Genomic DNA, 19965 nt, shown 5'->3' on the forward strand with positions numbered 1-19965 from the left:
CTCAGGCGGCCGGGGGCAAGGTGTTGGAGTAGACCGAAACGCCGTCAAGGTCCCGGAGATCGATGGTGAATGCTTTCGTCTGTGGGTCAATGTTCACCTCACCAAAGAACTGGAAGCCGGCGAAAGGTGAGAGATTGGCTTGCCCGGTGGGCGGCGCTTTCTGGAATTTCACCTGCGGCCCGAAAGTCGCATCCAGGAGATTGGGGCCGAAAGTACCGGCGTTCAGTGGGCCAGCAACGAACTCCCAGAATGGCGAGAAGTCGGTGAACTGGGCGAGCGCCGGATCGTAGTAATGGGCGGCGCAGTAGTGAACGTCGGCAGTTATCCACACCACATTCTTGATCGACTTGATGTCGCGCAGCAGGCCAGCGATTTCGATCTCGCGCCCTAGCGGCACGCCATCGTTTCCGTTGGCGATTGCTTCCCAGCGCGCGGTGCCGCTGGCGTCCTTGCCGTCGGGGACCTGCAGGCCGATTGGCATGTCGGCGGCAATCACCTTCCACGTTGCGGTGGACTGAGCCAGCGAGTCCTTGAGCCATTTGACTTGAGCAGCGCCAAGGAAGGCGCTTGCGTCGCTCTCGACCGCCTGCAGGTTGGTGCTGTTCGGGCCGCGATATGAACGCATGTCGAGGACGAACACGTCGAGCAGCGGGCCATAGGGAATCCGGCGATAGACGCGCTGCGATTCGGGCTGGTCGCCCCAGCGCATTGGGGCGTATTCCAGGAATGCCTGCTTGCCGCGGGCGATCAGCGTCTGGATATTCTTTTCCGTGTAGCGAGTATCGGCGCTCAAGTCTTTCGATGCCGACCAGTTGTTGGTGACTTCGTGGTCATCCCACTGCCAGATCTGAGGGACTTCGGCGTTGAAGCGGCGGATATTATCGTCCATCATGTTGTAGCGATAGCGGCCGCGAAACTCGTTGAGCGTTTCGGCGACTTTCGAGACTTCCGGGATCACGAGGTTCTTCCAGGTACGCCCGTTCTCGGCCTTTACTTCAGCGCTGATTGGCCCGTCGGCGTAGATGTTGTCGCCGCTGTGCACGAAGAAGTCCGGCTGGCGCTTGCGCATGGCTTCGTAGATTTTCATGCCGCCGAATTCGGGATTGATGCCCCAGCCCTGGCCTGCGGTATCACCGCTCCATACGAAACGCACGGGGCGTTTGTCGTCCGGCGCTGGCAGCGTGCGGAAGCTGCCGGTCGCAAGGTCGCTGCCGATTTTCAGGTCGGTGGCGTTGTCGTAGGAGACGCGCAAGAAGATCTTTTCACCGGAGGGCAGGCCTGTCAACTCAATACGGCTGGTGAAATCGCTCGCTTCCGTGGCCGTCGGGCCAAGGACCTGGCGGGGGTTGAGGAAGCCTTCAGTGGTGTCGAACTCTACCCGCATGCGGGCAGGGCGGTCGGAACGCGACCACACGACTGCCCGGCCATCGGCGATGTCGCCAATCTGAAAACCGTACGGCAGCTTGGGTCGCTCGGATTCGGCAGCAATAATGTTCGGTGCTGCAGGAGAGCTGCCGGAGCCGCAACCAGAAAGCCCAAATGCTGCGGTGCCTACCGTGAAAGCTCCCGTGTGGGTCAGGAAGCGCCGGCGGGTATAACCAGGATTCGTCATATTGAAGCCTCATTGATGTTAAACGGTACATCAATGTATTTTCGAAATATGACGGGCAATTGACGAAAGGCCTCTTCGTGATCGAAGAGGCCTTTCGGGAGGAAGCGGGATTACTTGGCGGCGGCTGGAGCTGCAGCCGGTGCAGGCGCCGCGGCCGTGGCCGGGGCCGGGCTCGCCTTCACTTCGGACTTGGTTTCAGCAGGCTTCTCGGCCTTCTTGTGGGTGCCCTTGTGCGCAGTCTTTTTCTCGACTTTCGCGTCGGTCTTGGTTTCCACTTTCGCTTCTACCTTGGCTTCTGCTGCTGGAGCAGCTGCCGGTGCCGGAGCGGTCGGAGCAACCGGGGTGGTAGCGAAAGCAGCGGTAGCGAACAGGCCGGCGATCAGGGTAGCGATGGTCTTTTTCATGGTGTAAGTCCTTTAAGTCGAATTTGGGGGCTGCGTGTTTGATGAAGATTACTTGGCTGCAGGAGCTGCGGCAGGGGCCGGGACTGCAGCCGGTGCAGGCGCCGCGGCCGTGGTCGCAGCCGGGCTCGCCTTCACTTCAGACTTGGTTTCAACAGGCTTTTCTGCCTTCTTGTGTGCGGTTTTGTGCACGGATTTCTTTTCGACCTTTGCTTCGGTCTTGGCTTCCGCTTTCGCTTCTACTTTGGCTTCAACTGCAGGTGCCGCTGCCGGTGCTGGAGTGGTTGGAGCAACCGGGGTGGTAGCAAAAGCAGCGGTAGCGAACAGGCCGGCGATCAGGGTAGCGATAATCTTTTTCATGGTGTGTGTCCTTTTAATGATCAGTGTTTAAGTTCGGTAGCTAGGATTACTTGGCTGCTGGAGCTGCGGCAGGCGCAGGGGCTGCTGCAGTGGTGGCCTTGTGCGTGCCTTTGTGTTCGGTTTTCTTCTCGACTTTCGCTTCGGTCTTCGCTTCGACCTTTGTTTCTACCTTGGCTTCAGCCTTGGCGCTGGTGGCTGCGACGGCTGCCGCAGGAGCCGCTGCTGGCGCTGGAGTGGTTGGAGCGGCTGGGGTGGTAGCGAAAGCAGCGGTAGCGAACAAGCCGGCGATCAGGGTAGCGATGGTCTTTTTCATGGTGCGTGTCCTTTGGAAGAAATTATATAAATCGTTTAGCTAATTAGTTGATTACTTCTTTTCAGCGGCAGGTTTCTGAACTTCCTGCCTCACTTCCTGTTTGACTTCGGCTTTGACTTCAGCCTTCACTTCAGCCTTTACTTCCGGGACCGCTGGGGTAGCTGGGGCAGGAGTTTGTTGTGCGAATGCGGCGCTTGCGAACAGACCGGCGATCATGGTGGCGATGACTTTTTTCATTTTTAAATCCTCACTATTAGTTGATCTTGTGTAGCGCACTGTTTCCTGTGTCACTGAGCTGAAAACGGGCTCACTCAGCAGTATGTTGACGGTCATTACAAACCCTTACATTTGTCGCAGATTTACAAAACTTTACGCAGGACTCATCGAAGCGACATGAGGTCTCCCTAAAGTGGCCATACCCACTAACCCTTATTAGGAGATGTCATGAACAAGAAGTCCTGGATCGCAATCGCCGCAGTTGTCGCCGCCCTGGGCGGTACCGCCGCCTATGCCGGCGCAGACCATGGAAGCGGCCATGGCCACGGTCGCGGACACAGTCCATGGACGATGGATGCCGCCCAGGCGGATAAGCACATCGAAACCATGGTGGCGCACATCCTGCCCGACGCTACCGAGGCCCAGAAATCGCACCTGACCGAAATTGCCAAGGCCTGCTTCAATGACGTCAAGCCGATCCACCAGCAGTTGCAGGAGGGGCATGAGGCGATGCACAAGCAGTTGGCGCAGCCAGCCATCGACCGCGCTGCGCTGGAAACCCTGCGCGCTGACCACATGAAAAAAATGGACCTGATGTCGCGCCGCGTGCTGGCTGCTGCGATGGATGCTGCCGAAGACCTCACGCCCGAACAGCGCGCGAAGTTCAACGGCGCCCTGCATATGATGGCGATGAGCCATATGGGGAGCCATTAAGCTATAGTCTCAACCATGTCCCAACCCCTTGTCCTCATCATCGACGACGACCAGCGCCTGGCGGCGATGGTTGAAACTTACCTGGCCCAGAATGGCCTACGCGTGGAGCATGCCGAAACCGCGCAGGCCGGCCTGGACCGGCTGGCGCAGGCCGACGCAGGCAGCTTTTCCGCCCTGATCCTGGACCTGATGCTGCCCGACGTCGATGGGCTGGAAGTCTGCCGCCGCCTGCGCAACATGCCGCAGCCGATGCGCAGCCTTCCGGTGCTGATGCTGACGGCCAAGGGGGACCCCCTCGATCGCGTCATCGGCCTGGAACTTGGCGCAGACGACTACTTGCCCAAGCCTTTCGAGCCGCGCGAGTTGCTGGCCCGACTGCGGGCGCTGTTGCGCCGCCCGGCGCTGGCTGATGTCGGCGGTGCAGCGGGGCCGGCAGCAGCCGGGCAGCCGGCCGCCGAACCGCCGTTGCGCTTTGGCCGGCTCGAGATCGACCCCGGCGCGCGCATCGTGCGTGTCGACGGCGCCGAGCGGCCGCTTACGGCCTATCAGTTCGACCTCCTGATGGCCTTTGCCCAGCGTGCCGGCCGGGTGCTGTCGCGCGAACAGTTGATCGACGCGCTGAAGGGGGGCGCGCTGGAGCCTTTCGACCGTTCCATTGATGTGCACGTGGGCCGGGTGCGCGCCGCTATTGAGGATGATCCGAAGGCGCCGCGCCGCATCATTACCGTGCGTGGCGCGGGATATGTCTTCGCCAAGGTGCAGGATGCGTAACTTCGGCTCGCGCATGTATGTGCGCATTTATGCGACGCTGCTGGCCTGCATTGTGTTGGCCGTGCTGATGTTCGGCTACATCCACTTCTGGTTCGCGCCGCCGCGCCATATGCCGCGCAATGCCACGATGGCGGTGACGATGCTGCTGTTGATGATCGCGATTGTGATTGCAGCGGGCGCCTATCCCGTCGTGCGCCGCATTACGCGCCGGCTGGAGCAGCTGCAGGGCAGCGTGCAGGCCTGGGGCAGGGGCGACCTGGGCGCGCGCGTGGATGTGCATGGGGCGGACGAGGTAGCCCAGTTGGCCGCCAGTTTCAACGATTCGGCGGCGCGCATCGAGGCACTGGTGGGGGCGCAGAAGTCCCTGTTGGCCAATGCATCTCACGAGCTGCGGTCGCCGCTGGCGCGCATTCGCATGGCGGTGGAGTTGCTGCAGGATTCCGCCAGTCCGGCGATACGCCAGGAGTTGGCGCGCAATATCTCCGAGCTGGACCAACTGATCGACGAGGTCTTGCTCGCGAGCCGGCTGGATGCGGTTCCGCAGGAGCATGCAGCGATCGAAGAAGTGGAGCTTACCGGCATCGTCGCGGAAGAATGCGCACGGGTAGGGGCAGTACTGGATGGCGTAGCCGGAGCAGTGCAGGGCGATGCGACGCTGCTGCGTCGCATGGTGCGCAACCTTCTGGAGAACGCGCGCCGGCATGGCGGCGAGGCTGAGGTGAGCGTGATGCTGGCCAGCGCTGGCGGCGGCACCATGCTTGAAATATGCGACCGCGGGCCGGGCGTGCCGGCGGCTGAGCGCGAGCGGATTTTCGAGCCCTTCTACCGGCTGCCGGGCGCTTCTGAGAAGGCGGGCAGCGTCGGCCTTGGCCTGGCGCTGGTGCGCCAGATCGCCCGCTGCCATGGCGGCGAGGTCGAATGCCTGCCGAACGGCGAGCATGGCGCCTGCTTCCGGGTCACGCTCCCGTCAGACGGTCAGCCATCCGCTTGATGGCGCGCAACTGGCGGCCGCCCTGCACCGAATAGTCCGGATCGTCGTAGCCCCACCAGTCCCAGCATGCTTTCGGATTCGGCATCGGCGTGATTGCCGCCGCTTGCGGGTAGAGCACCACAATGCGGTTGGTGTCGGCCCAGGCGTTGTAGCCCGCGTGGCGCGCGTAAGTATCCTTGAGGGTGCCGATGTCCTGCAAGCAGCCGTGCAGGGCGATGTGCAGCTTGCAGCCGGTGCCACCGGCTTCGCAGCCTGGTGGAATGTAGACATAGCCGGTGTTGGCCATGCCGTGCGTGGTCGGCGCCGGGAGGAATTCGGACTGGTCGAACTCCTGCAGCTTGCCTGCCGGGGCGGCATTGTCGCCGCGTGCTTTCAGCGGGCCGTAGATCCATTGCAGCAGGTTGCCGGCCGCGTCGAAACCGCAGTTGCTGATAAATGGCGCGGCCAGGGCGTCACACCTGTTGCCATAACTGTCGGTCGGCATGGCGTGGCCGGCGGCCAGGTCGCTCTTGAACTGAACCTGTGCGGCGGGGATAAAGGCTGCGTAATATTTGGCCAGGTCGGCCATTGAGGCTGCAGGCACCAGCTTGTCGAGGGTGCCGGAGAACATCCACACGCGGTGCGTGGCCAGCTTCGCAACCGGATCTACCAGGCCCGCTTCGGCGCGCTTGCGGGTCACGGCTGCCAGTTCGGCCACATCGGCGCCTTTGCAGCTGCCGATGGCGTTCATCATGCTGCCTTGCGCGCAGTAGTAGCTGCCACCGGCGATGATGCCCGCGCCAACCACGCTGCCGGAGTAGGCGACCTGGTATTGCACCGCCATGAAGGCGCCCGACGAGAGGCCGGAAATCGACACCTGCTGTGTCTTCATGGCTGGCAGCGGCGCCGGCGCTGCGGTGGCTGCCAGCGCCAACGTGCAGCCGGCAATTGTCATACAATCGGAAATTCGAACGAACCGGAAGAGACTACCCATGCCATCTATCCTCACCAAGTTTGCAGCGCTGTCCGCGCTGAGCCTGAGCGCTGCTGCCGCCTTCGCACAGGCGCCTGCCGCGCAATCTGCAGCCGCAGCAGCCGCCAATGCGCCGGCCGCGAGCTGCCCCGCTATCCTGAAACAGTCCTTCAACCGCCTGCAGGACGATGCGCCGCAGGACCTGTGCCAGTACGCCGGCAAGGTGATCCTGGTCGTCAACACGGCCAGCTATTGCGGCTATACCCCGCAGTACAAAGGACTGGAAGAAGTGTATGCGAAATACGCGGGGAAAGGTCTGGTCGTGCTGGGCTTCCCGTCGAATGATTTCGGCAAGCAGGAACCGGGCAGCAGCAAGGAAATCGCTGACCTCTGCTACAACACCTATGGCGTGAAATTCCCGATGTTCGCCAAGTCGGTGGTGTCGGGCGACGCACCGAACCCGTTCTACGCGAAGCTGATCAAGGCGACCGGCAAGGCGCCGGCCTGGAACTTCCATAAATACCTGATCGACCGCAAAGGCAATGTGGTCGAGAGCTTCCCGAGCAAGGTCAAGCCGGACGATAAAGCCCTGGTTGAAGCGCTCGAGAAAGCCCTCGCAGGCTGATTACGCGGCGGCGGCTACCGGGGAAGTGGCGAGGGTGAAGCCCTCATCCAGCCAGCCGGTGATCCCGCCCGTCATGATTTTCACCGGGCGGCCCAGCTTGGCCAGCCGGATCGCCGCGCGCGCTGCGCCGTTGCAGTGCGGGCCGGCGCAGTAGGTCACGAAAACGGTCTCCGGCGGGTACTCGGCCAGCTTGGAGCCGATGATCTTGCGGTGCGCCAGGTCCACCGCGCCGGGCACATGGCCGGCAGCATATTTTTCCGTTCCCCGTACGTCGAGCAGCACGAAATCCTGTTGCGCCGTTCCCATTACGCTGTGGACATCCCAGCAATCCGTTTCAAAACGCAGCGAATCTTCAAAGTGGGCGAGGGCCTCGGCGCAAGGGGCGGCGGCGACTTCGGTGACGATGGATGGCATCTTGTCTCTCCTGTGGCGTTGAAAGTGACTCCATTCTCGGCCGCAGCGGCTTAGCGCGGCAGTGGCGCGAATGCCATATTGCGTTAAGATTGCGCCATGAGCGTGAAAAGACACTTGGTCGTGGCGCTGGCCTACGATGGCCTGTGCACCTTTGAATTCGGCTGCACGGTCGAATTGTTTGCCCTGGACCGTCCGGAGCTGGGCGTGGATTGGTACGACTTTGCCGTCTGCTCGGTCGAGCCGGGCCCGATCCGCGCAGCGGGCGGCATCGTGGTGCAGGCGCCTTACGATCCATCGCTGCTGGAACGGGCCGATACCATCGTGATCCCCGGCTGGCGCGACGCCGATGAAGCGCCGCCGGAAGCCCTGCTGGCACAAATCCGTGCCGCCCATGCGCGCGGCGCCCGCCTGTGCACCATCTGCTCGGGCGTATTCATCCTCGCCGCAGCGGGCTTGCTGGACGGCCGCCGCGCTACGACGCATTGGCGCTACGTCGAGCGGCTGGGGCGCCGCTATCCTCGCGTGCACGTGCTGGCGGATGACTTGTATGTCGACGAGGGGCAAATCATTACCTCTGCCGGGTCGGCGGCGGGACTGGACATGCTGCTGCATCTGGTGCGGCGCGATTACGGCGCGCGGGTCGGCAATATGGTGGCGCAGCGTCTGGTGGTGGCCCCGCATCGCGAGGGCGGGCAGGCGCAGTTCCTGCCGCGTCCCATGGCGCACGATGAGCAAGGCAGGTTGTCGCGCCTGATGGACTGGCTGCGCAGCCATCCCGCCGAGCGGCATACGGTGGCCAGCATGGCCGAGCGCGCGGCCATGAGCCCACGCACGCTGCAGCGCCAATTCCAGGACGCTACCGGCATGGGCCCGGTCGAATGGCTGGCCCGCGAGCGGGTAGCGATTGCGAAGGATTTGCTGGAGTCGCCGGAAATCGCCCTGGCACAGGTAGCCGAGCGGGCGGGTTTCGGTTCGGAAGAGTCGCTGCGCCACCATTTCCGCCGCATTGCCTCAACCACGCCCGGCGCATACCGGCGTGCTTTCCTTGTCACGGCCAATCGTGCGGCATAAGCTGAGGGCTCACTTCACAAGGAGATTCAAATGGCTTATGTCGATGGATTCATTGTGCCGGTTCCCCGCAACAAAATGGATGCCTATCTGGAGATGTCGCGTCAGTGTGCCAAGGTATGGCGCGAATTCGGCGCAACGGAGTATCGCGAGACCGTCGCAGACGATGTGAAAGTTGGTGTTCACACTTCATTCCCGCAAGCAGTCAAGCTGGAGGACGGCGAGGTAGTGGTGTTCTCGTGGATTATCTATCCCTCGCGCGAAGTGCGCGACTCCTGCAACGAGAAAGTCATGTCGGACCCGCGCATGAAGGACATGATGGATCCCGCCAGGATGCCGTTTGACGGCAAACGGCTGATCTATGGCGGCTTCGAAATGCTAATCGACCTGTAGGCTTGCGCGCATCGCGCCGCGTAGGGAATTGCACACCACGATTTCCTCCGCGGCGAGCAGCATGTCGCGCGTGACGATGCGCTCCTGTGCGCCCCAGGCATCGATGATCACGGCACGCATCACGCCCGGCAGCGTGCCACTGGATAAAGGCGGCGTTATCCACAGGCCATCCATGCGGAGGAATACGTTGCTGCGTCCTCCTTCCGTCAACTCCCCGCGCTCATTGAAGAACAGCTTGTCGAAGGCGCCTTGGGCATCGGCGGCTTTCCACGCCGCGTCATAGTGCTCGCGGATGGTGGACTTATGGCGCAGGAACAGGTCGCCGCTGTCGGTGGCTTCATCAGCCAGCAACACGCTCACGGGCTCCTGCAGCGGCGACAGGGCGCCGGTCTGCACGGCGAAGGCGCCGGCGCTGTTCATTGCGAGCCGCAGCCGGTGCGGCTGGCCGGCGGGCAGGGCCTGGCAGGCCAGCGTGAGGTAGGCTCGGGCGGCAGCTTCATCCCAGGCGAAGCCGAAATAGCGTGCCGATGCCGCAAGGCGTTGCAGGTGGCGCTCCAGATGGCGGGGGCCGGCTTCGCGCGTGGCATGCATGGTTTCGAATAGTTCGAAAACATTTGACAGGCCGGTCAGGAAGCGGGCCTTCAACTGGCATTCGGCGAATTCGTCGTGCGGCTCGCTGTCGTAGACGATGCCGGCGCCGACGCCCATCACGCCTTTGCGGATGCCGTGTTGCTCCGCCTGGAGCGTCAGCGTGCGGATCGGGACGTTCAGGCAGAAATCGCCACCCGGGGCGAACCAGCCGACGGCGCCGGTGTAAATGCCGCGTGGTTCGGGTTCCAGCTCGGCGATGATCTCCATGGTGCGCTTCTTGGGTGCTCCGGTGATGGAGCCGCAAGGATAAAGCGCGCTGAAGATCTCTCCCAGCGTGGCGCCTTCGCGCAGGCGGGCCTGCACGGTGGAGGTCATCTGCAGCACGCTGCTGAAACGCGTGACTTCGAACAGTTTCGGGACCTCGACGCTGCCGGTAGCGGCCACCCGGCCGATATCATTGCGCAGCAGGTCGACGATCATCAGGTTTTCAGCGCGGTTCTTCGGGTCGGCCGCGAGGGCAGCAGCTCGGCGAGCATTTTCCGCTTCGTCGGCAGCAGCGGGGGCGGTGCCCTTCATCGGGCGCGCGGTAAGTGTTTCGCCTTCCTTGCGCACGAAAAGTTCCGGCGACAGCGACAGGACGGCGCGGCCATCGTCAAAGCCGATCAGCGCGCCGTACGGCACCGGCTGGCGGGCACGCAGGCGCTGATACAGCGCAAACAGCGAACCGAAGGCGTCGAAATGCAGGCGATAGGTGTAGTTGACCTGGTAGGTGTCGCCGGCGGCGATGTAAGCGCGGATGCGCTGGATGGCGTCGACAAACTGCGCTTCGCTCACATTGGCGCGGATGCTGGCCACGCCGGCCGGTGTGGTATCGGCTGCGGCCTGGGCGGCCAGCCAGTCTGCGACCTCCGCCTGCGACAGCTCGTCGCAGCGCTCGAACAGCAGTACCTGCGCCAGTGGCGGCGCGTCGTGTGCGGCAGCGCGCGGCTCGACGCCGACGATATGGTGTCCCAACTCGTAGCTGAGCACGGGCACCGCGTGCAAGCCGCGTGCGAGAGCCTGCTCCATGCCGGCCAGCACGCCTGGCCAGCCGGAGAAGTCGCTGCAGGCGAGGGTAGCGTGATGTCCGGTGTAGAGGCGGGATAAGCGGCCAGCGCCGGTGGCTGGATCGACGCTAGCGTCGTCCAGCAAAGCAAAGGACAAGCAGTTCAATTCAGCAGCAATGCAATCTGTACGGCGGCGTCTTGCGAAGGATTCGACTTGAAGCCGCTCTTGGCGTATCGGTGCCAACGGCCCAGCACAAAGCTGACCAGCAGCCCGGCGCGGGCGGTGACGTCAGCCTCATGGGCCTGGCCTTCGGCCGCTGCAGCACGCAGCGCCTGTTTCAGTGCCAGTTCCACGCGGTCGTAGAACTGGTTCATACGCTGCTGCAGGCGCTCGTCTTCGTTGACCAGCGCGTCGCCGATCAGCACCCGGGTCATGCCAGGGTTGCTGCTGGCGAAATGCAGCAGCATGCCCAGGATGTCGCGCGCCTGGGCCAGGCCGTCCGCTTGCTTGTCGGCGATCTGGTTGATCAGGCCGAACACGGTGGACTCGATGAATTCGATCAGGCCCTCGAACATCTGGGCCTTGCTGGCGAAATGGCGGTACAGTGCCGCCTCGGAGACATCCAGCTTGCGCGCCAGCGCAGCAGTAGTGATCTTTTCTCCTTTTGGATGCTCCAGCATTTCAGCCAGTGCCTGGAGGATTTGCAGCTTGCGCTGTCCGGGCTGTGTACTTGCCATAGGTTTTGGACCAGTTATTTTAAGTTTCTGACAGATTTTACTTTGACATCAAGCCATGCCGGTTTTTTCCCCGGTTTCAGCAGGTATTGCGTCACCCACACCGTGCGCATGCCCAGCGCATGCGCCGAACGCAGGTTATCCAGCGTGTCTTCGACAAGGATACACCGGCGCGGGTTCAGGCCCTTCCGGCGCATCAGCCGCCGCAGCATGACGCGCGATGGCTTGGGGCGCAACTGGCGATGCACATGCATTGATTCGATGGTGATCTGGTCGCTGAAATGCCGGCCGATGCCCATATGCCCGACCACCTTGCGCGCGTAATCGCGTGGCGCATTGGTCAGCAGGATCTTGCGGCCGGGCAGGCGGCGCAGCAGCTGGCCCAGGCCGCGCTCATAGCGGATCATCGACTCGATTTCCGGCAGGTCGTGCGTCTCGCGCAGGAAGTGGGCCGCGTCCACGCCATGGTGGCGCACCAGTCCAAGCAGGGTGGCGCCGTAGCGCTGCCAGTAAAGGGCGCGGGTGGCGCTGATTTCCTCTGCGCTGGCCGGCGTGTCGCCGTCGCCCAGCACGCGCGCCATGTACGCGTTCATCTTCTCCACCATGGCGGGGAAGATGGCATGCGATGCATTGTGCAGCGTGTTGTCCAGGTCGAACAACCAGACCGGTGCCAAAGGTTTAATATTCACGTTCTACTTGGAGAGACTATGCGACGCACGATTATAGTGATGTTTTGCCTGCTGCTTGGATTGAGCTTTTCGGCCACTGCCGCCCCGCCGGCGCGCGGCGCGCTCTACAAGCTGGAATACGCTGGCCATACATCGTGGCTGTTCGGCACCATCCACGTTGGCCTGCCCGACTTCTACCCGCTGGAGCCGCGCGTCACGCAGGCCATGGAACGCGCCACGGCGGTGGCGCTGGAAGTCGATCCCGCCGCCGATCCGGCCAAGTCGATGGCGGTAATGCGTGAGTACGGCCTGTATGCGCCCGGCACTGGCAGCGCCATGACCGACATCCGCCCCGAATACCGCCCGCGCCTGGAAAGCATGTTGAAGAAGCACGGCATCGCGCCGGAAATGGTGGCGTCGATGAAACCATGGCTGATCGTCATGATGATCACCATCGGCGAATACCGTGCGCTGGGCTACCGTCCGGAGCTGGGCGTCGACCTGCAGCTGGCGCGCACCGCCCACGGCCGCAACCAGCGCGTGGTGGAACTGGAATCGGTCGGCGGCCAGGCCGCGCTGTTCGGCCGCCTGACGCCGCAGGAACAGGCGCGCTTCCTGGAAGACAGCCTGGATACCTTTGAAGACAGCAAGCAGGGCGTGCAGCCGCGCGACCTGGTCGACGCCTGGGCTTCCGCTGATGCCGCCAAATTCGACGCCCTGGCGCGGGAGGTGGAAGAGGACAAGACCTTCTCCGGCAAATTCATGAAAAAGGTGTTGCTGGAAGAGCGCAATCCCGTACTGGCCGACGGCATCGTGGAAATGATGAAAAAAGAACAGCACAGCTTTGCCGCTATCGGCACTCTGCATCTGGTCGGATCGGGAAACGTTGCGGAACTGCTGCGCCAGCGTGGCGTGAAAGTAGAGCGGATCTACTGAGGAGAATGGTGCCCTTGACGTGGATTGAACACGTGGCCTCTCCCTTACCAAGGGAGTGCTCTACCACTGAGCTACAAGGGCATTCACGTTTTTGGCGGTTGTAGAAAACCGCCAAAAATTTTAGTGAGACCGGATCATAGTGCCAAAAGCCTGTTCGGTCAAGACTTCCAGCAGCAGGCTGTGTTCAATTCGCCCGTCGATGATGTGCACGGTGTTCACGCCGGACTTGGCAGCGTCCAGTGCGGAAGAGATTTTTGGCAGCATGCCGCCCGAAATCGTACCGTCGGCGAACATTTCGTCGATTTCGCGCGCCGACAGGTCGGTCACCAGGTTGCCGTTCTTGTCCTGCACGCCGGCGATGTTGGTCATCATGATCAGCTTTTCAGCTTTCAGGATCTCGGCGATCTTGCCGGCGACAACGTCAGCGTTGATGTTGTAAGCCTGGCCATCTTTACCGAAGCCGATCGGGGAAATAATTGGAATAAAGGCATCATCCTGCAGGGCTTTCACCACGGCCGGGTTGATCGCCTCGATCTCGCCGACGAAGCCGATGTCCAGGAATTCGCCTGGTTTTTCCTTGTCCGGCATGGCCATCTTGCGGGCGCGGATCAGGCCACCGTCCTTGCCGGTCAGGCCCACTGCCTGGCCGCCGTAGTGGTTGATCAGCATGACGATGTCCTGCTGCACTTCGCCGCCCAGCACCCACTCCACCACTTCCATAGTTTCTTCGTCGGTAATACGCATGCCCTGCACGAAGGTGCCTTGCTTGCCGATCTTCTTCAGCGCATTGTCGATCTGCGGACCGCCGCCGTGCACCACCACCGGGTTCATGCCCACCAGTTTCAGCAGGATCAGGTCGCGCGCGAAGCCGTGCTTCAGGCGCTCTTCGGTCATGGCATTGCCACCGTATTTGATAACGATGGTTTTGCCGTGGTAATTACGGATGTACGGCAGCGCCTCGGCCAGGATCTGAGCCTTGACTTGGGGCGTAACTCCGCTCAGGTCAGTGGACATATCCGGGTCGCGGGCAGGCAGGTTGGTCATGGCGGGGGTTCCAGAAAATTAGATTTAAGGTCAATGGTGCGCATTATAGGGCCAATCGAGTTGTAATTTACGGTTTGATCCGCTAGTCTGGCCATCTCCCTTACGCATGATTGCATTGATGATATGAGCACCTGTGAGCGTTGCGGCGTCGAGTTCCACTGCGCCATGGCCGATGCGCCAGCCGGGCAGAAGCCGACTGGCGCGCCGGGCGAGACGCCGTGCTGGTGCACTTTCCTGCCGCTTGCGATTCCGGTTCCCGGGGCCGATGCCGTCGGCTGCTGGTGTCCTGCCTGCCTGCGTGCCCATATCGCCTCCCTGGAAAACCGACCTGATGTTGCTTCAACCTGACCTGCTCGGCTTTATCGCAGCCTTCTGCACCACTTTCGCTTTTGTACCCCAAGTCCTGCTGGTTTGGCGCCAGCGTCATGCCGACGGCATCTCCACCGGCATGTACCTGATCTTCAGCTTTGGCGTGCTGCTCTGGCTGATTTATGGCCTGCAAACCAATGCCTGGCCAGTGATTATCGCCAACGGCATCACCCTGGTGCTGGCCCTGTGCGTGTTGGCGATGAAACTGCACTTTTCGCGGCGCTGAAGAAGCGCATCATCTCCCGGCTGGCATCCGGCCCGCGCGGGTCGGTGTAGCTGCCTTCCGCGCTACCGCCGGACCAGGCATGGCCGGCGCCGTGGATCACCCAGTGCTCTCCGAGAGGCGAGCCGTCTTCCAGCCAGTGCGCCTTCAGCGTGAAGGCGTGGCCGTCGGGTACCTGGCCTGCCAGCGTGGCCGGACTGGCCTGCTCGCCCAGCGGATGGCTGCGCAAGCCCTGCGCCAGCACTTCCTCGCCATTGGCGGGGTGCACGGTGCGGTCCTGGTCCCCGTGGAACACGATCACCGGCTGGCCCGCCGTCAGGGCCGCCTGCGCGCGGGCCGCGCCGCGCCGCATCGCCAGCAAGGCTGATGGCAGGTCGCGCGCTGCGGCGAAGGGCAGGCCCGAATGCACGCCCACGGCGGCAAACAGGTCCGGATACAGGGTGCCGGCGATGACCGCCATGGCGCCGCCAGCGGACAGGCCGGCGATGTAAACCTCGCTTTGCAGTACCGGATAGCGCGTCATGACGTCGCGCGTCATGGCGGCGATGATGGCGGGTTCGCCCTGGCCACGCTCCTGGTCCAGGGCGCTGAACCAGTTCCAACATCGGGTGTGGTTGGCGTCCGGCGTTTGCGCCGGGTATAGCACCAGGCAGCCGCGTTCTTCGGCCACCGCATTCATTTGCGTGCCGGCGGCAAAATCGTCGGGATCCTGCAAGCAGCCGTGCAGCATCACCAGCAACGGCATGGGCTGGCCTTCGTAACAGGATGGTACGTACAGCTTGTAACTGCGGTTGCCGGCGCGGCAATGGAAATCGCCGCCGATGAATTGCGGCTGGCCGGGGGCGACACGCCCGAGGCGGTGGCGCGCGAACTGGCCCAGCGCGCGGGAAAACCAATGGCGATCGAGCTTCATATGCACCTCGGAGGCTGGTTGGTCGGTTTGTCTCCTCGCCACTCCTTATTGTTCTGGTGCCCCATCAGTATATGGCCATTCCAGGCACTTTTGCCGCACTGCGGTAAAATGTCGGCCATGAGTACTGAACTGCCGCCAGGCGCGCCGGAACTGGCCACGCCCGTGCCATCACCCTGCATCAGCCTGTGCAAGATGAACCAGGACACTGGTTTTTGCGAAGGTTGCCTGCGCACCATTGACGAGATCGTCGCCTGGTCGCGTGCCGACGACGCATACAAGCGCGCCGTGTGGGCTGAGCTGCGCCGCCGTGAGCAACTGATCGACTTTGACTGACGCAATGAAGCTACACCCATCCATCCACGTTTTCGAACGCGGCTGGCTCTCGTCCAATAATGTCCTGCTGTTGGGCCGCCACGACGCTGCCATGATCGACAGCGGCTATGTCGCGCACAAACAGCAGACGCTCGACCTGGTGCGGCACGCCTTGCACGGCCGCCGCCTGGACCGGCTGTACACGACGCACCTGCATTCCGACCACTGCGGCGGCAATGCTGCGCTGCAGGCGCATTTCGGCTGCGACACCTATATCCCCGAGCCGGAAGCTGAAAAAGTACGTCACTGGGATGAAGACGCGCTCAGTTTCAAGGCAACCGGCCAGCAGTGCGAACGATTTTCCATCGACGGCGTGATTACCGCCGGCGAAACGCTGACGCTAGGCGACCTGGAATGGCAGGTGCTGGGTGCACCGGGACACCACGCCCACTCGGTGATCTTCTATTGCCCGTCCGAGAAGGTGCTGGTATCGGCCGACGCGCTGTGGCAAAACGGTTTCGGCGTGATCTTCCCCGAGCTCGAAGGCGAAGAAGGATTTGCGGAAGCCGCGGCCACGCTGGACGTGATCGCCGGACTGGATGTGAAAGCGGTTATCCCGGGCCACGGTGCGGTGTTCGAGGACGTGGAAGCCGCGCTGGCGCGCGCCCGCCGCCGCCTGGACTTCCTGTCGGCCGACCCCAAGCGTAATGCAGAATACGCGGTCAAGGTTCTGCTCAAATTCCTGTTGCTGGAGCGCCAAAGCATGCCGGTGGCCGACGTGGTGCCGCTGTTCGCCTCGATCCCGTTGATGCAGGCGATCGCCAGCCGCCACCTTGGTATGAGCACCGAACAATTGGCCGCGTGGGCCGTCAAACAACTGGTGCGCGCCTGCAGCGCACGCGTCGAGAACGACATCCTCCTCAACGACGGCTGACTTCGTGTCACACCATGGGGTCACACCCCGAGAGTGACACGGACTCTGCTAAGCAATAGTCGCGTTCGTGTCACACTTAGGGTGTGACCCCAAGGTGTGACACGGGCTCGGCTATACTGGTTGCATGAGCGACCAATCCCCGCGTGTCCAGCATGTCAGGCAGGTTCTGTTATGGCCGTTGCGGCTGATGCCGCCAGATGGGGCCGAGCGCGCGCATGCGCGGCCCTGGGAATTTCTTGGGGCTGACTCGCCGTGGCGCGAGGTCACTTCTGCGCAGGACGCCAGTGCGGCCTTCCAGGAGCGCTACTACACAGAATTCGTCAGCTTCCTGCCCTATGTGCAGCGTTTCCTGTTTGGCGCTGGCCAGCGCCGCATCTTCCGCCGCAAGGATATCGCCAAGGTACGCGTGACCACGCAGGCCGGCGTCGAGCCTCGCGTGCTGGATGTGCACAATCTCTGCCTGCATTTTTTCTTCGACGTCGACATCGTGCTGCTGGTGATGGAGGTCGGCGCCAACGACCTGCCTTTCGACGATGCACAGGATTTGCTGTACCGCTTCGGCCGCGCCTACCCTGCCGGCTGGGATGACGCCGGTAACGCGCTGCATTGCATGCATGGCGTCGAATGGCTCGATGCCCACGGCCGCCTGCTGGTGCGATCCGATGCGCAGGAGCGGCAAGCCTTCATCGACCAGGTAGTGCGCCACCAGGCGCCGCGTATTGCTTCACACTGGCGCTACTTGCTGGAACCGATGGAGCCCGATGCGCCCGGAGCTACGGCGGCGTTGCGCTACCGCCAGGTGGAGTACTACCGCATGCCGATGATGGCCTACCTTGCCGTCGACCGGCCGAGCGAGCTTTCGCCGTCGGACTTTGCGGCCCTGGGCACGATGGCCGGTACTTCGTCCGCTCCTGCCGATGCTCAGCGCACGCAGTCGGACGGTGTCGACCGCCGCTATTTCTATGACCGTTTCTGGTGCAATGGCGGTGCCGCGCCTTACACGCGGTATATCTGCAGCGGTTATGCCCTGGTCGTGGTGGGCGACGCGGCTTCGCAATTCTTCTGCTGCAAGGAGCGCGGCGTGCTGTCGCAGTTCCGGCACCAGCACTTCCTGCTGTTCATGATCGCCCACCTGCAGAAGGCATCCCTGCTGATGTTTTCCGACCGCCTGGCGGAGGCGCTGACGCAATTGCAGGTGACGGATGCCGACAGTGTGCGTTCTTTCAAGCGTCGCATCCGTTACGCCTTCGAGAGCTTCCTGCGATTCACGCACCGCTACTGGTTCACCGAAATCTCGGACCAGCAGCAGATCCGCGCGCTGTTCCGCATGTGCGGCCAGCACCTCGACATCGAGCGTGCTTACGTGGAAGTCAAAACCCGTGTGGCCGACATGAACGGCTACCTGGAAGCGGACAGCCTGCGGCGCCAGGCCAATACCGTTGTGCGCCTGACGGTCGTCACCATCTTCGGCATGATCGGCACCATCACTACCGGCTTCCTTGGCATGAATCTTCTGGCGGAAGCCGATGCGCCAATGTCGCGCCGCGTATGGATTTTCGGCTCGGTGTTCGTCATCACTACCGCGCTCACCGTGTACACGATGGCGAAGTCCAAGCGCCTGTCCGACTTCCTCGATGCGCTGTCCGACGAACGCCTGTCGGTGTGGACCAAGGTAAAGGCCTTGCTCGGGGTGTGGCGTTCTTAAATTGACAATATTTCATGCGCGCTGCAAGATCAGGTTTTACATCGCCTGTGAGCCTTCATGAAGCCAAGCCGTATCGCCACCGCTGTAGCCCTTTGTTTCTCCCTGTCGGGATTTGCCTGCGCCAGCAACGCGCCGATTACGCGCGTGACCCTGTATTCCGGGACCGCCACCGTGGAGCGCCAAGCCCAGGTTGCCCCTGGCATGAAGGAATTGGAGATCACCGGTTTGCCGGCCAATTTCGATGCGCACACGCTGCGCATCCAGGCTTCCCCGGGCGTGCAGGTCGGCCAGATCGTGACGCGCGACGTGGGACAGGCGGGAGCAGTCAGCCCGCGCGAAGCGGAGCTGGAAGCGAAATTGCAGGCGCTGGAAGACAGCCGTGACCTGCTGAACGTGGAGATTGAGTCGTCCGTGCTGGTGAAAAACTACCTGTCCAAGCTGAATGGTGGCGAGAATACCTCGACCCCGGTCGACGGCAAGTCTCTCGGTGCCGCGGTCGACACGATCAAGCGCGGCGGCCGTGAAGCCTTGGCGCAGATCCAGCGCAGCCAGATCCAGCTGCGCGAGATCGACAAGAAAATAAAGACGGTACAGCGCGAACTGGAGAAGGTGCGTAGCGGGGCGCGCGACCAGCGCAGCATTACCATTGCCGTCGCGGCGCAGCAAGCTGGCAGTGTCCAGCTTTCCTATCAGGTCAATCGTGCGGGCTGGAAGCCGGCTTACCGTGCCTCTCTGAACTCCACGACGTCCACCATCGAACTGGAACGCATGGCGGTAGTTGCGCAGAAGTCCGGCGAGGACTGGAGCAGCGTCGAAATGCGCCTGTCGACCGGCCAGCCGCGTCTTTCGCCGCAGGCGCCCGAGCCTGTGCCGCAGCGCCTGACCTACTATCCGCCAAGGCCGCCGCAGCAGCACAACTATGGTGCTGCGCCGGAAGCTCCGATTGCAGCGGCCCCGGCTCCCGTGATGGTCACTGGCAGCCGCATAGCCCAGGATACTTTCATCCCACCTGTGCTGGAAACGCAGGGCACGTTCGATACGGAATTCGCTGTTCCCAACCGCGTCACCCTGGCATCCGACGGCCGCGAAATCACGCTGGCCCTGTCGACCCTGAAGGTCGCCGCCAAGCAGCGCGTGCGTGTGGTTCCCCGCCAGGAGAAATTCGCCGTGATAACGGCGGAAGCCGAGCGTCCTTCCGGCGTCTGGCTGAACGGGAATATCCAGTTATTCCGCGATGGCGGTTATGTCGGCGCTACCCATTGGAACACCCAAGCGTCGGACAAGCTGGCGCTGTCCTTCGGCCGCGATGACCTGGTGCGCGTCACGGTGGATCGCGCCGACCAGCAGTCGGGCAGCCGCGGATTCCTGTCGCAGCGCGGCGAACAGCAGGTGGCGGACGTGTTCACGATCAGCAGCTTCCACAAGACGCCGGTCGACTTGCTGGTGCTGGAATCGACGCCTGTCAGCGCGTCGGAAGAGATCAAGGTGAAACAGGTGTTCTCGCCGCAGCCTGGGATTGCGGCGTGGGAGCAGCGCCAGGGCGTGGTGGGTTGGGAAAAAACCATGGCGCCAAATGAGACCATGAAGATCAACGTCGGCTACAGCATCACGTATCCGAAAGAGGGTACAGTAGGCGGCATGCAAAATTTCTGAGGCCAA

The 19965-nt window shown here is 62.5% G+C and carries 25 protein-coding genes and 1 tRNA gene; 13 read left to right on the forward strand and 13 right to left on the reverse strand.

What is annotated here, in order from left to right:
- Nucleotide 1 precedes the first annotated feature (1 nt).
- From ACN9MW_RS01845 to ACN9MW_RS01865, 5 genes are all read right to left on the reverse strand, one after another.
- Complete coding sequence (locus ACN9MW_RS01845) at nt 2–1612, reverse strand: alkaline phosphatase D family protein (RefSeq protein ID WP_426167020.1); 1611 nt, start codon at nt 1610–1612, stop codon at nt 2–4.
- A gap of 110 nt (nt 1613–1722) precedes the next feature.
- A complete protein-coding gene (locus ACN9MW_RS01850) occupies nt 1723–2016 on the reverse strand; it encodes a hypothetical protein (protein WP_426167022.1) in 294 nt (97 codons plus the stop codon).
- A 48-nt stretch (nt 2017–2064) separates the two neighbouring features.
- On the reverse strand, nt 2065–2373 hold the full coding sequence (locus tag ACN9MW_RS01855) for a hypothetical protein (RefSeq protein WP_426167024.1): 309 nt from the start codon (nt 2371–2373) through the stop codon (nt 2065–2067).
- A gap of 46 nt (nt 2374–2419) precedes the next feature.
- Nucleotides 2420–2686: a hypothetical protein gene (locus ACN9MW_RS01860; RefSeq protein WP_426167026.1), complete on the reverse strand. Its 267-nt coding sequence runs from the start codon at nt 2684–2686 to the stop codon at nt 2420–2422.
- Nucleotides 2687–2737: 51 nt separating this feature from the next.
- Nucleotides 2738–2923: a hypothetical protein gene (locus ACN9MW_RS01865; protein ID WP_426167028.1), complete on the reverse strand. Its 186-nt coding sequence runs from the start codon at nt 2921–2923 to the stop codon at nt 2738–2740.
- A gap of 207 nt (nt 2924–3130) precedes the next feature.
- Between ACN9MW_RS01865 and ACN9MW_RS01870 the strand changes: the two genes are divergently transcribed.
- The 3 genes from ACN9MW_RS01870 to ACN9MW_RS01880 are packed head-to-tail and all read left to right on the forward strand — an operon-like array spanning nt 3131 to nt 5378.
- Nucleotides 3131–3616, forward strand: coding sequence for a periplasmic heavy metal sensor (locus tag ACN9MW_RS01870; protein ID WP_426167030.1), 486 nt, complete (start codon nt 3131–3133; stop codon nt 3614–3616).
- A 15-nt stretch (nt 3617–3631) separates the two neighbouring features.
- Entirely contained in the window at nt 3632–4387 is a 756-nt protein-coding gene (locus tag ACN9MW_RS01875) for a response regulator (RefSeq protein WP_426167032.1), read from the forward strand.
- Nucleotides 4380–5378: a HAMP domain-containing sensor histidine kinase gene (locus ACN9MW_RS01880; RefSeq protein WP_426167034.1), complete on the forward strand. Its 999-nt coding sequence runs from the start codon at nt 4380–4382 to the stop codon at nt 5376–5378. Before ACN9MW_RS01875 ends, ACN9MW_RS01880 begins: the two co-directional genes overlap by 8 nt.
- On the opposite strand, the gene ACN9MW_RS01885 is transcribed toward ACN9MW_RS01880, so the two are convergent.
- Entirely contained in the window at nt 5344–6312 is a 969-nt protein-coding gene (locus tag ACN9MW_RS01885; RefSeq protein WP_426167036.1) for an extracellular catalytic domain type 2 short-chain-length polyhydroxyalkanoate depolymerase, read from the reverse strand. The two genes, ACN9MW_RS01880 and ACN9MW_RS01885, sit on opposite strands and share 35 nt — an antisense overlap.
- 37 nt (nt 6313–6349) lie before the next feature.
- Between ACN9MW_RS01885 and ACN9MW_RS01890 the strand changes: the two genes are divergently transcribed.
- A complete protein-coding gene (locus ACN9MW_RS01890; protein WP_426167038.1) occupies nt 6350–6955 on the forward strand; it encodes a glutathione peroxidase in 606 nt (201 codons plus the stop codon).
- Here ACN9MW_RS01890 and ACN9MW_RS01895 read toward each other — a convergent pair whose 3' ends face one another.
- Nucleotides 6956–7369, reverse strand: coding sequence for a rhodanese-like domain-containing protein (locus ACN9MW_RS01895; protein WP_426167040.1), 414 nt, complete (start codon nt 7367–7369; stop codon nt 6956–6958).
- A 102-nt stretch (nt 7370–7471) separates the two neighbouring features.
- Here ACN9MW_RS01895 and ftrA point away from each other — a divergent pair, with 102 nt between their 5' ends.
- Both ftrA and ACN9MW_RS01905 read left to right on the forward strand, forming a co-directional pair.
- Nucleotides 7472–8440 (forward strand): transcriptional regulator FtrA, encoded by a 969-nt coding sequence (ftrA, locus tag ACN9MW_RS01900; RefSeq protein WP_426172094.1) that lies wholly within the window; start codon nt 7472–7474, stop codon nt 8438–8440.
- A gap of 30 nt (nt 8441–8470) precedes the next feature.
- Nucleotides 8471–8830: a DUF1428 domain-containing protein gene (locus ACN9MW_RS01905; RefSeq protein WP_426167042.1), complete on the forward strand. Its 360-nt coding sequence runs from the start codon at nt 8471–8473 to the stop codon at nt 8828–8830.
- On the opposite strand, the gene pabB is transcribed toward ACN9MW_RS01905, so the two are convergent.
- From pabB to ACN9MW_RS01920, 3 genes are read right to left on the reverse strand one after another with little or no spacing between them, the layout of a single operon-like run.
- Complete coding sequence (pabB, locus tag ACN9MW_RS01910; protein ID WP_426167044.1) at nt 8816–10633, reverse strand: aminodeoxychorismate synthase component I; 1818 nt, start codon at nt 10631–10633, stop codon at nt 8816–8818. The genes ACN9MW_RS01905 and pabB overlap by 15 nt on opposite strands.
- Nucleotides 10630–11205, reverse strand: coding sequence for a nucleoid occlusion factor SlmA (gene slmA / locus ACN9MW_RS01915; RefSeq protein ID WP_057262191.1), 576 nt, complete (start codon nt 11203–11205; stop codon nt 10630–10632). Before slmA ends, pabB begins: the two co-directional genes overlap by 4 nt.
- Before the next feature lie 14 nt (nt 11206–11219).
- On the reverse strand, nt 11220–11891 hold the full coding sequence (locus ACN9MW_RS01920; RefSeq protein WP_426167046.1) for a pyrimidine 5'-nucleotidase: 672 nt from the start codon (nt 11889–11891) through the stop codon (nt 11220–11222).
- 18 nt (nt 11892–11909) lie between these two features.
- On the opposite strand from ACN9MW_RS01920, the gene ACN9MW_RS01925 reads away from it, so the two are divergent.
- A complete protein-coding gene (locus tag ACN9MW_RS01925; protein WP_426167048.1) occupies nt 11910–12806 on the forward strand; it encodes a TraB/GumN family protein in 897 nt (298 codons plus the stop codon).
- Between the two features lie 6 nt (nt 12807–12812).
- On the opposite strand, the gene ACN9MW_RS01930 is transcribed toward ACN9MW_RS01925, so the two are convergent.
- Nucleotides 12813–12887 (reverse strand) — tRNA-Thr (locus ACN9MW_RS01930).
- A gap of 39 nt (nt 12888–12926) precedes the next feature.
- The gene (gene argB / locus ACN9MW_RS01935; RefSeq protein ID WP_090435962.1) at nt 12927–13820 is read right to left on the reverse strand and encodes an acetylglutamate kinase; all 894 of its coding nucleotides are present in this window, start codon (nt 13818–13820) and stop codon (nt 12927–12929) included.
- Between the two features lie 153 nt (nt 13821–13973).
- On the opposite strand from argB, the gene ACN9MW_RS01940 reads away from it, so the two are divergent.
- Nucleotides 13974–14198 (forward strand): cysteine-rich CWC family protein, encoded by a 225-nt coding sequence (locus ACN9MW_RS01940; protein ID WP_426167050.1) that lies wholly within the window; start codon nt 13974–13976, stop codon nt 14196–14198.
- On the forward strand, nt 14182–14445 hold the full coding sequence (locus ACN9MW_RS01945) for a SemiSWEET transporter (RefSeq protein WP_426167052.1): 264 nt from the start codon (nt 14182–14184) through the stop codon (nt 14443–14445). Before ACN9MW_RS01940 ends, ACN9MW_RS01945 begins: the two co-directional genes overlap by 17 nt.
- Here the strand turns inward: ACN9MW_RS01945 and ACN9MW_RS01950 are convergent.
- Nucleotides 14387–15355, reverse strand: a complete 969-nt coding sequence (locus tag ACN9MW_RS01950) for an extracellular catalytic domain type 1 short-chain-length polyhydroxyalkanoate depolymerase (RefSeq protein WP_426167054.1) — start codon at nt 15353–15355, stop codon at nt 14387–14389. The two genes, ACN9MW_RS01945 and ACN9MW_RS01950, sit on opposite strands and share 59 nt — an antisense overlap.
- 108 nt (nt 15356–15463) lie before the next feature.
- Between ACN9MW_RS01950 and ACN9MW_RS01955 the strand changes: the two genes are divergently transcribed.
- From ACN9MW_RS01955 to ACN9MW_RS01970, 4 genes are all read left to right on the forward strand, one after another.
- Nucleotides 15464–15688 carry a DUF1289 domain-containing protein gene (locus ACN9MW_RS01955; protein WP_055927230.1) on the forward strand — a complete coding sequence of 75 codons (225 nt, stop codon included), beginning with the start codon at nt 15464–15466 and terminating at the stop codon, nt 15686–15688.
- 4 nt (nt 15689–15692) lie between these two features.
- The gene (locus ACN9MW_RS01960) at nt 15693–16601 is read left to right on the forward strand and encodes an MBL fold metallo-hydrolase (protein ID WP_426167056.1); all 909 of its coding nucleotides are present in this window, start codon (nt 15693–15695) and stop codon (nt 16599–16601) included.
- Between the two features lie 124 nt (nt 16602–16725).
- Nucleotides 16726–18306, forward strand: a complete 1581-nt coding sequence (locus ACN9MW_RS01965) for a hypothetical protein (RefSeq protein ID WP_426167058.1) — start codon at nt 16726–16728, stop codon at nt 18304–18306.
- A gap of 57 nt (nt 18307–18363) precedes the next feature.
- Entirely contained in the window at nt 18364–19959 is a 1596-nt protein-coding gene (locus tag ACN9MW_RS01970) for a DUF4139 domain-containing protein (protein ID WP_426167060.1), read from the forward strand.
- The last annotated feature ends 6 nt before the right edge of the window (nt 19960–19965 follow it).

The organism is Pseudoduganella sp. R-34, assembly GCF_049904655.1.
In the GTDB taxonomy this organism is placed as follows: domain Bacteria; phylum Pseudomonadota; class Gammaproteobacteria; order Burkholderiales; family Burkholderiaceae_D; genus Rugamonas.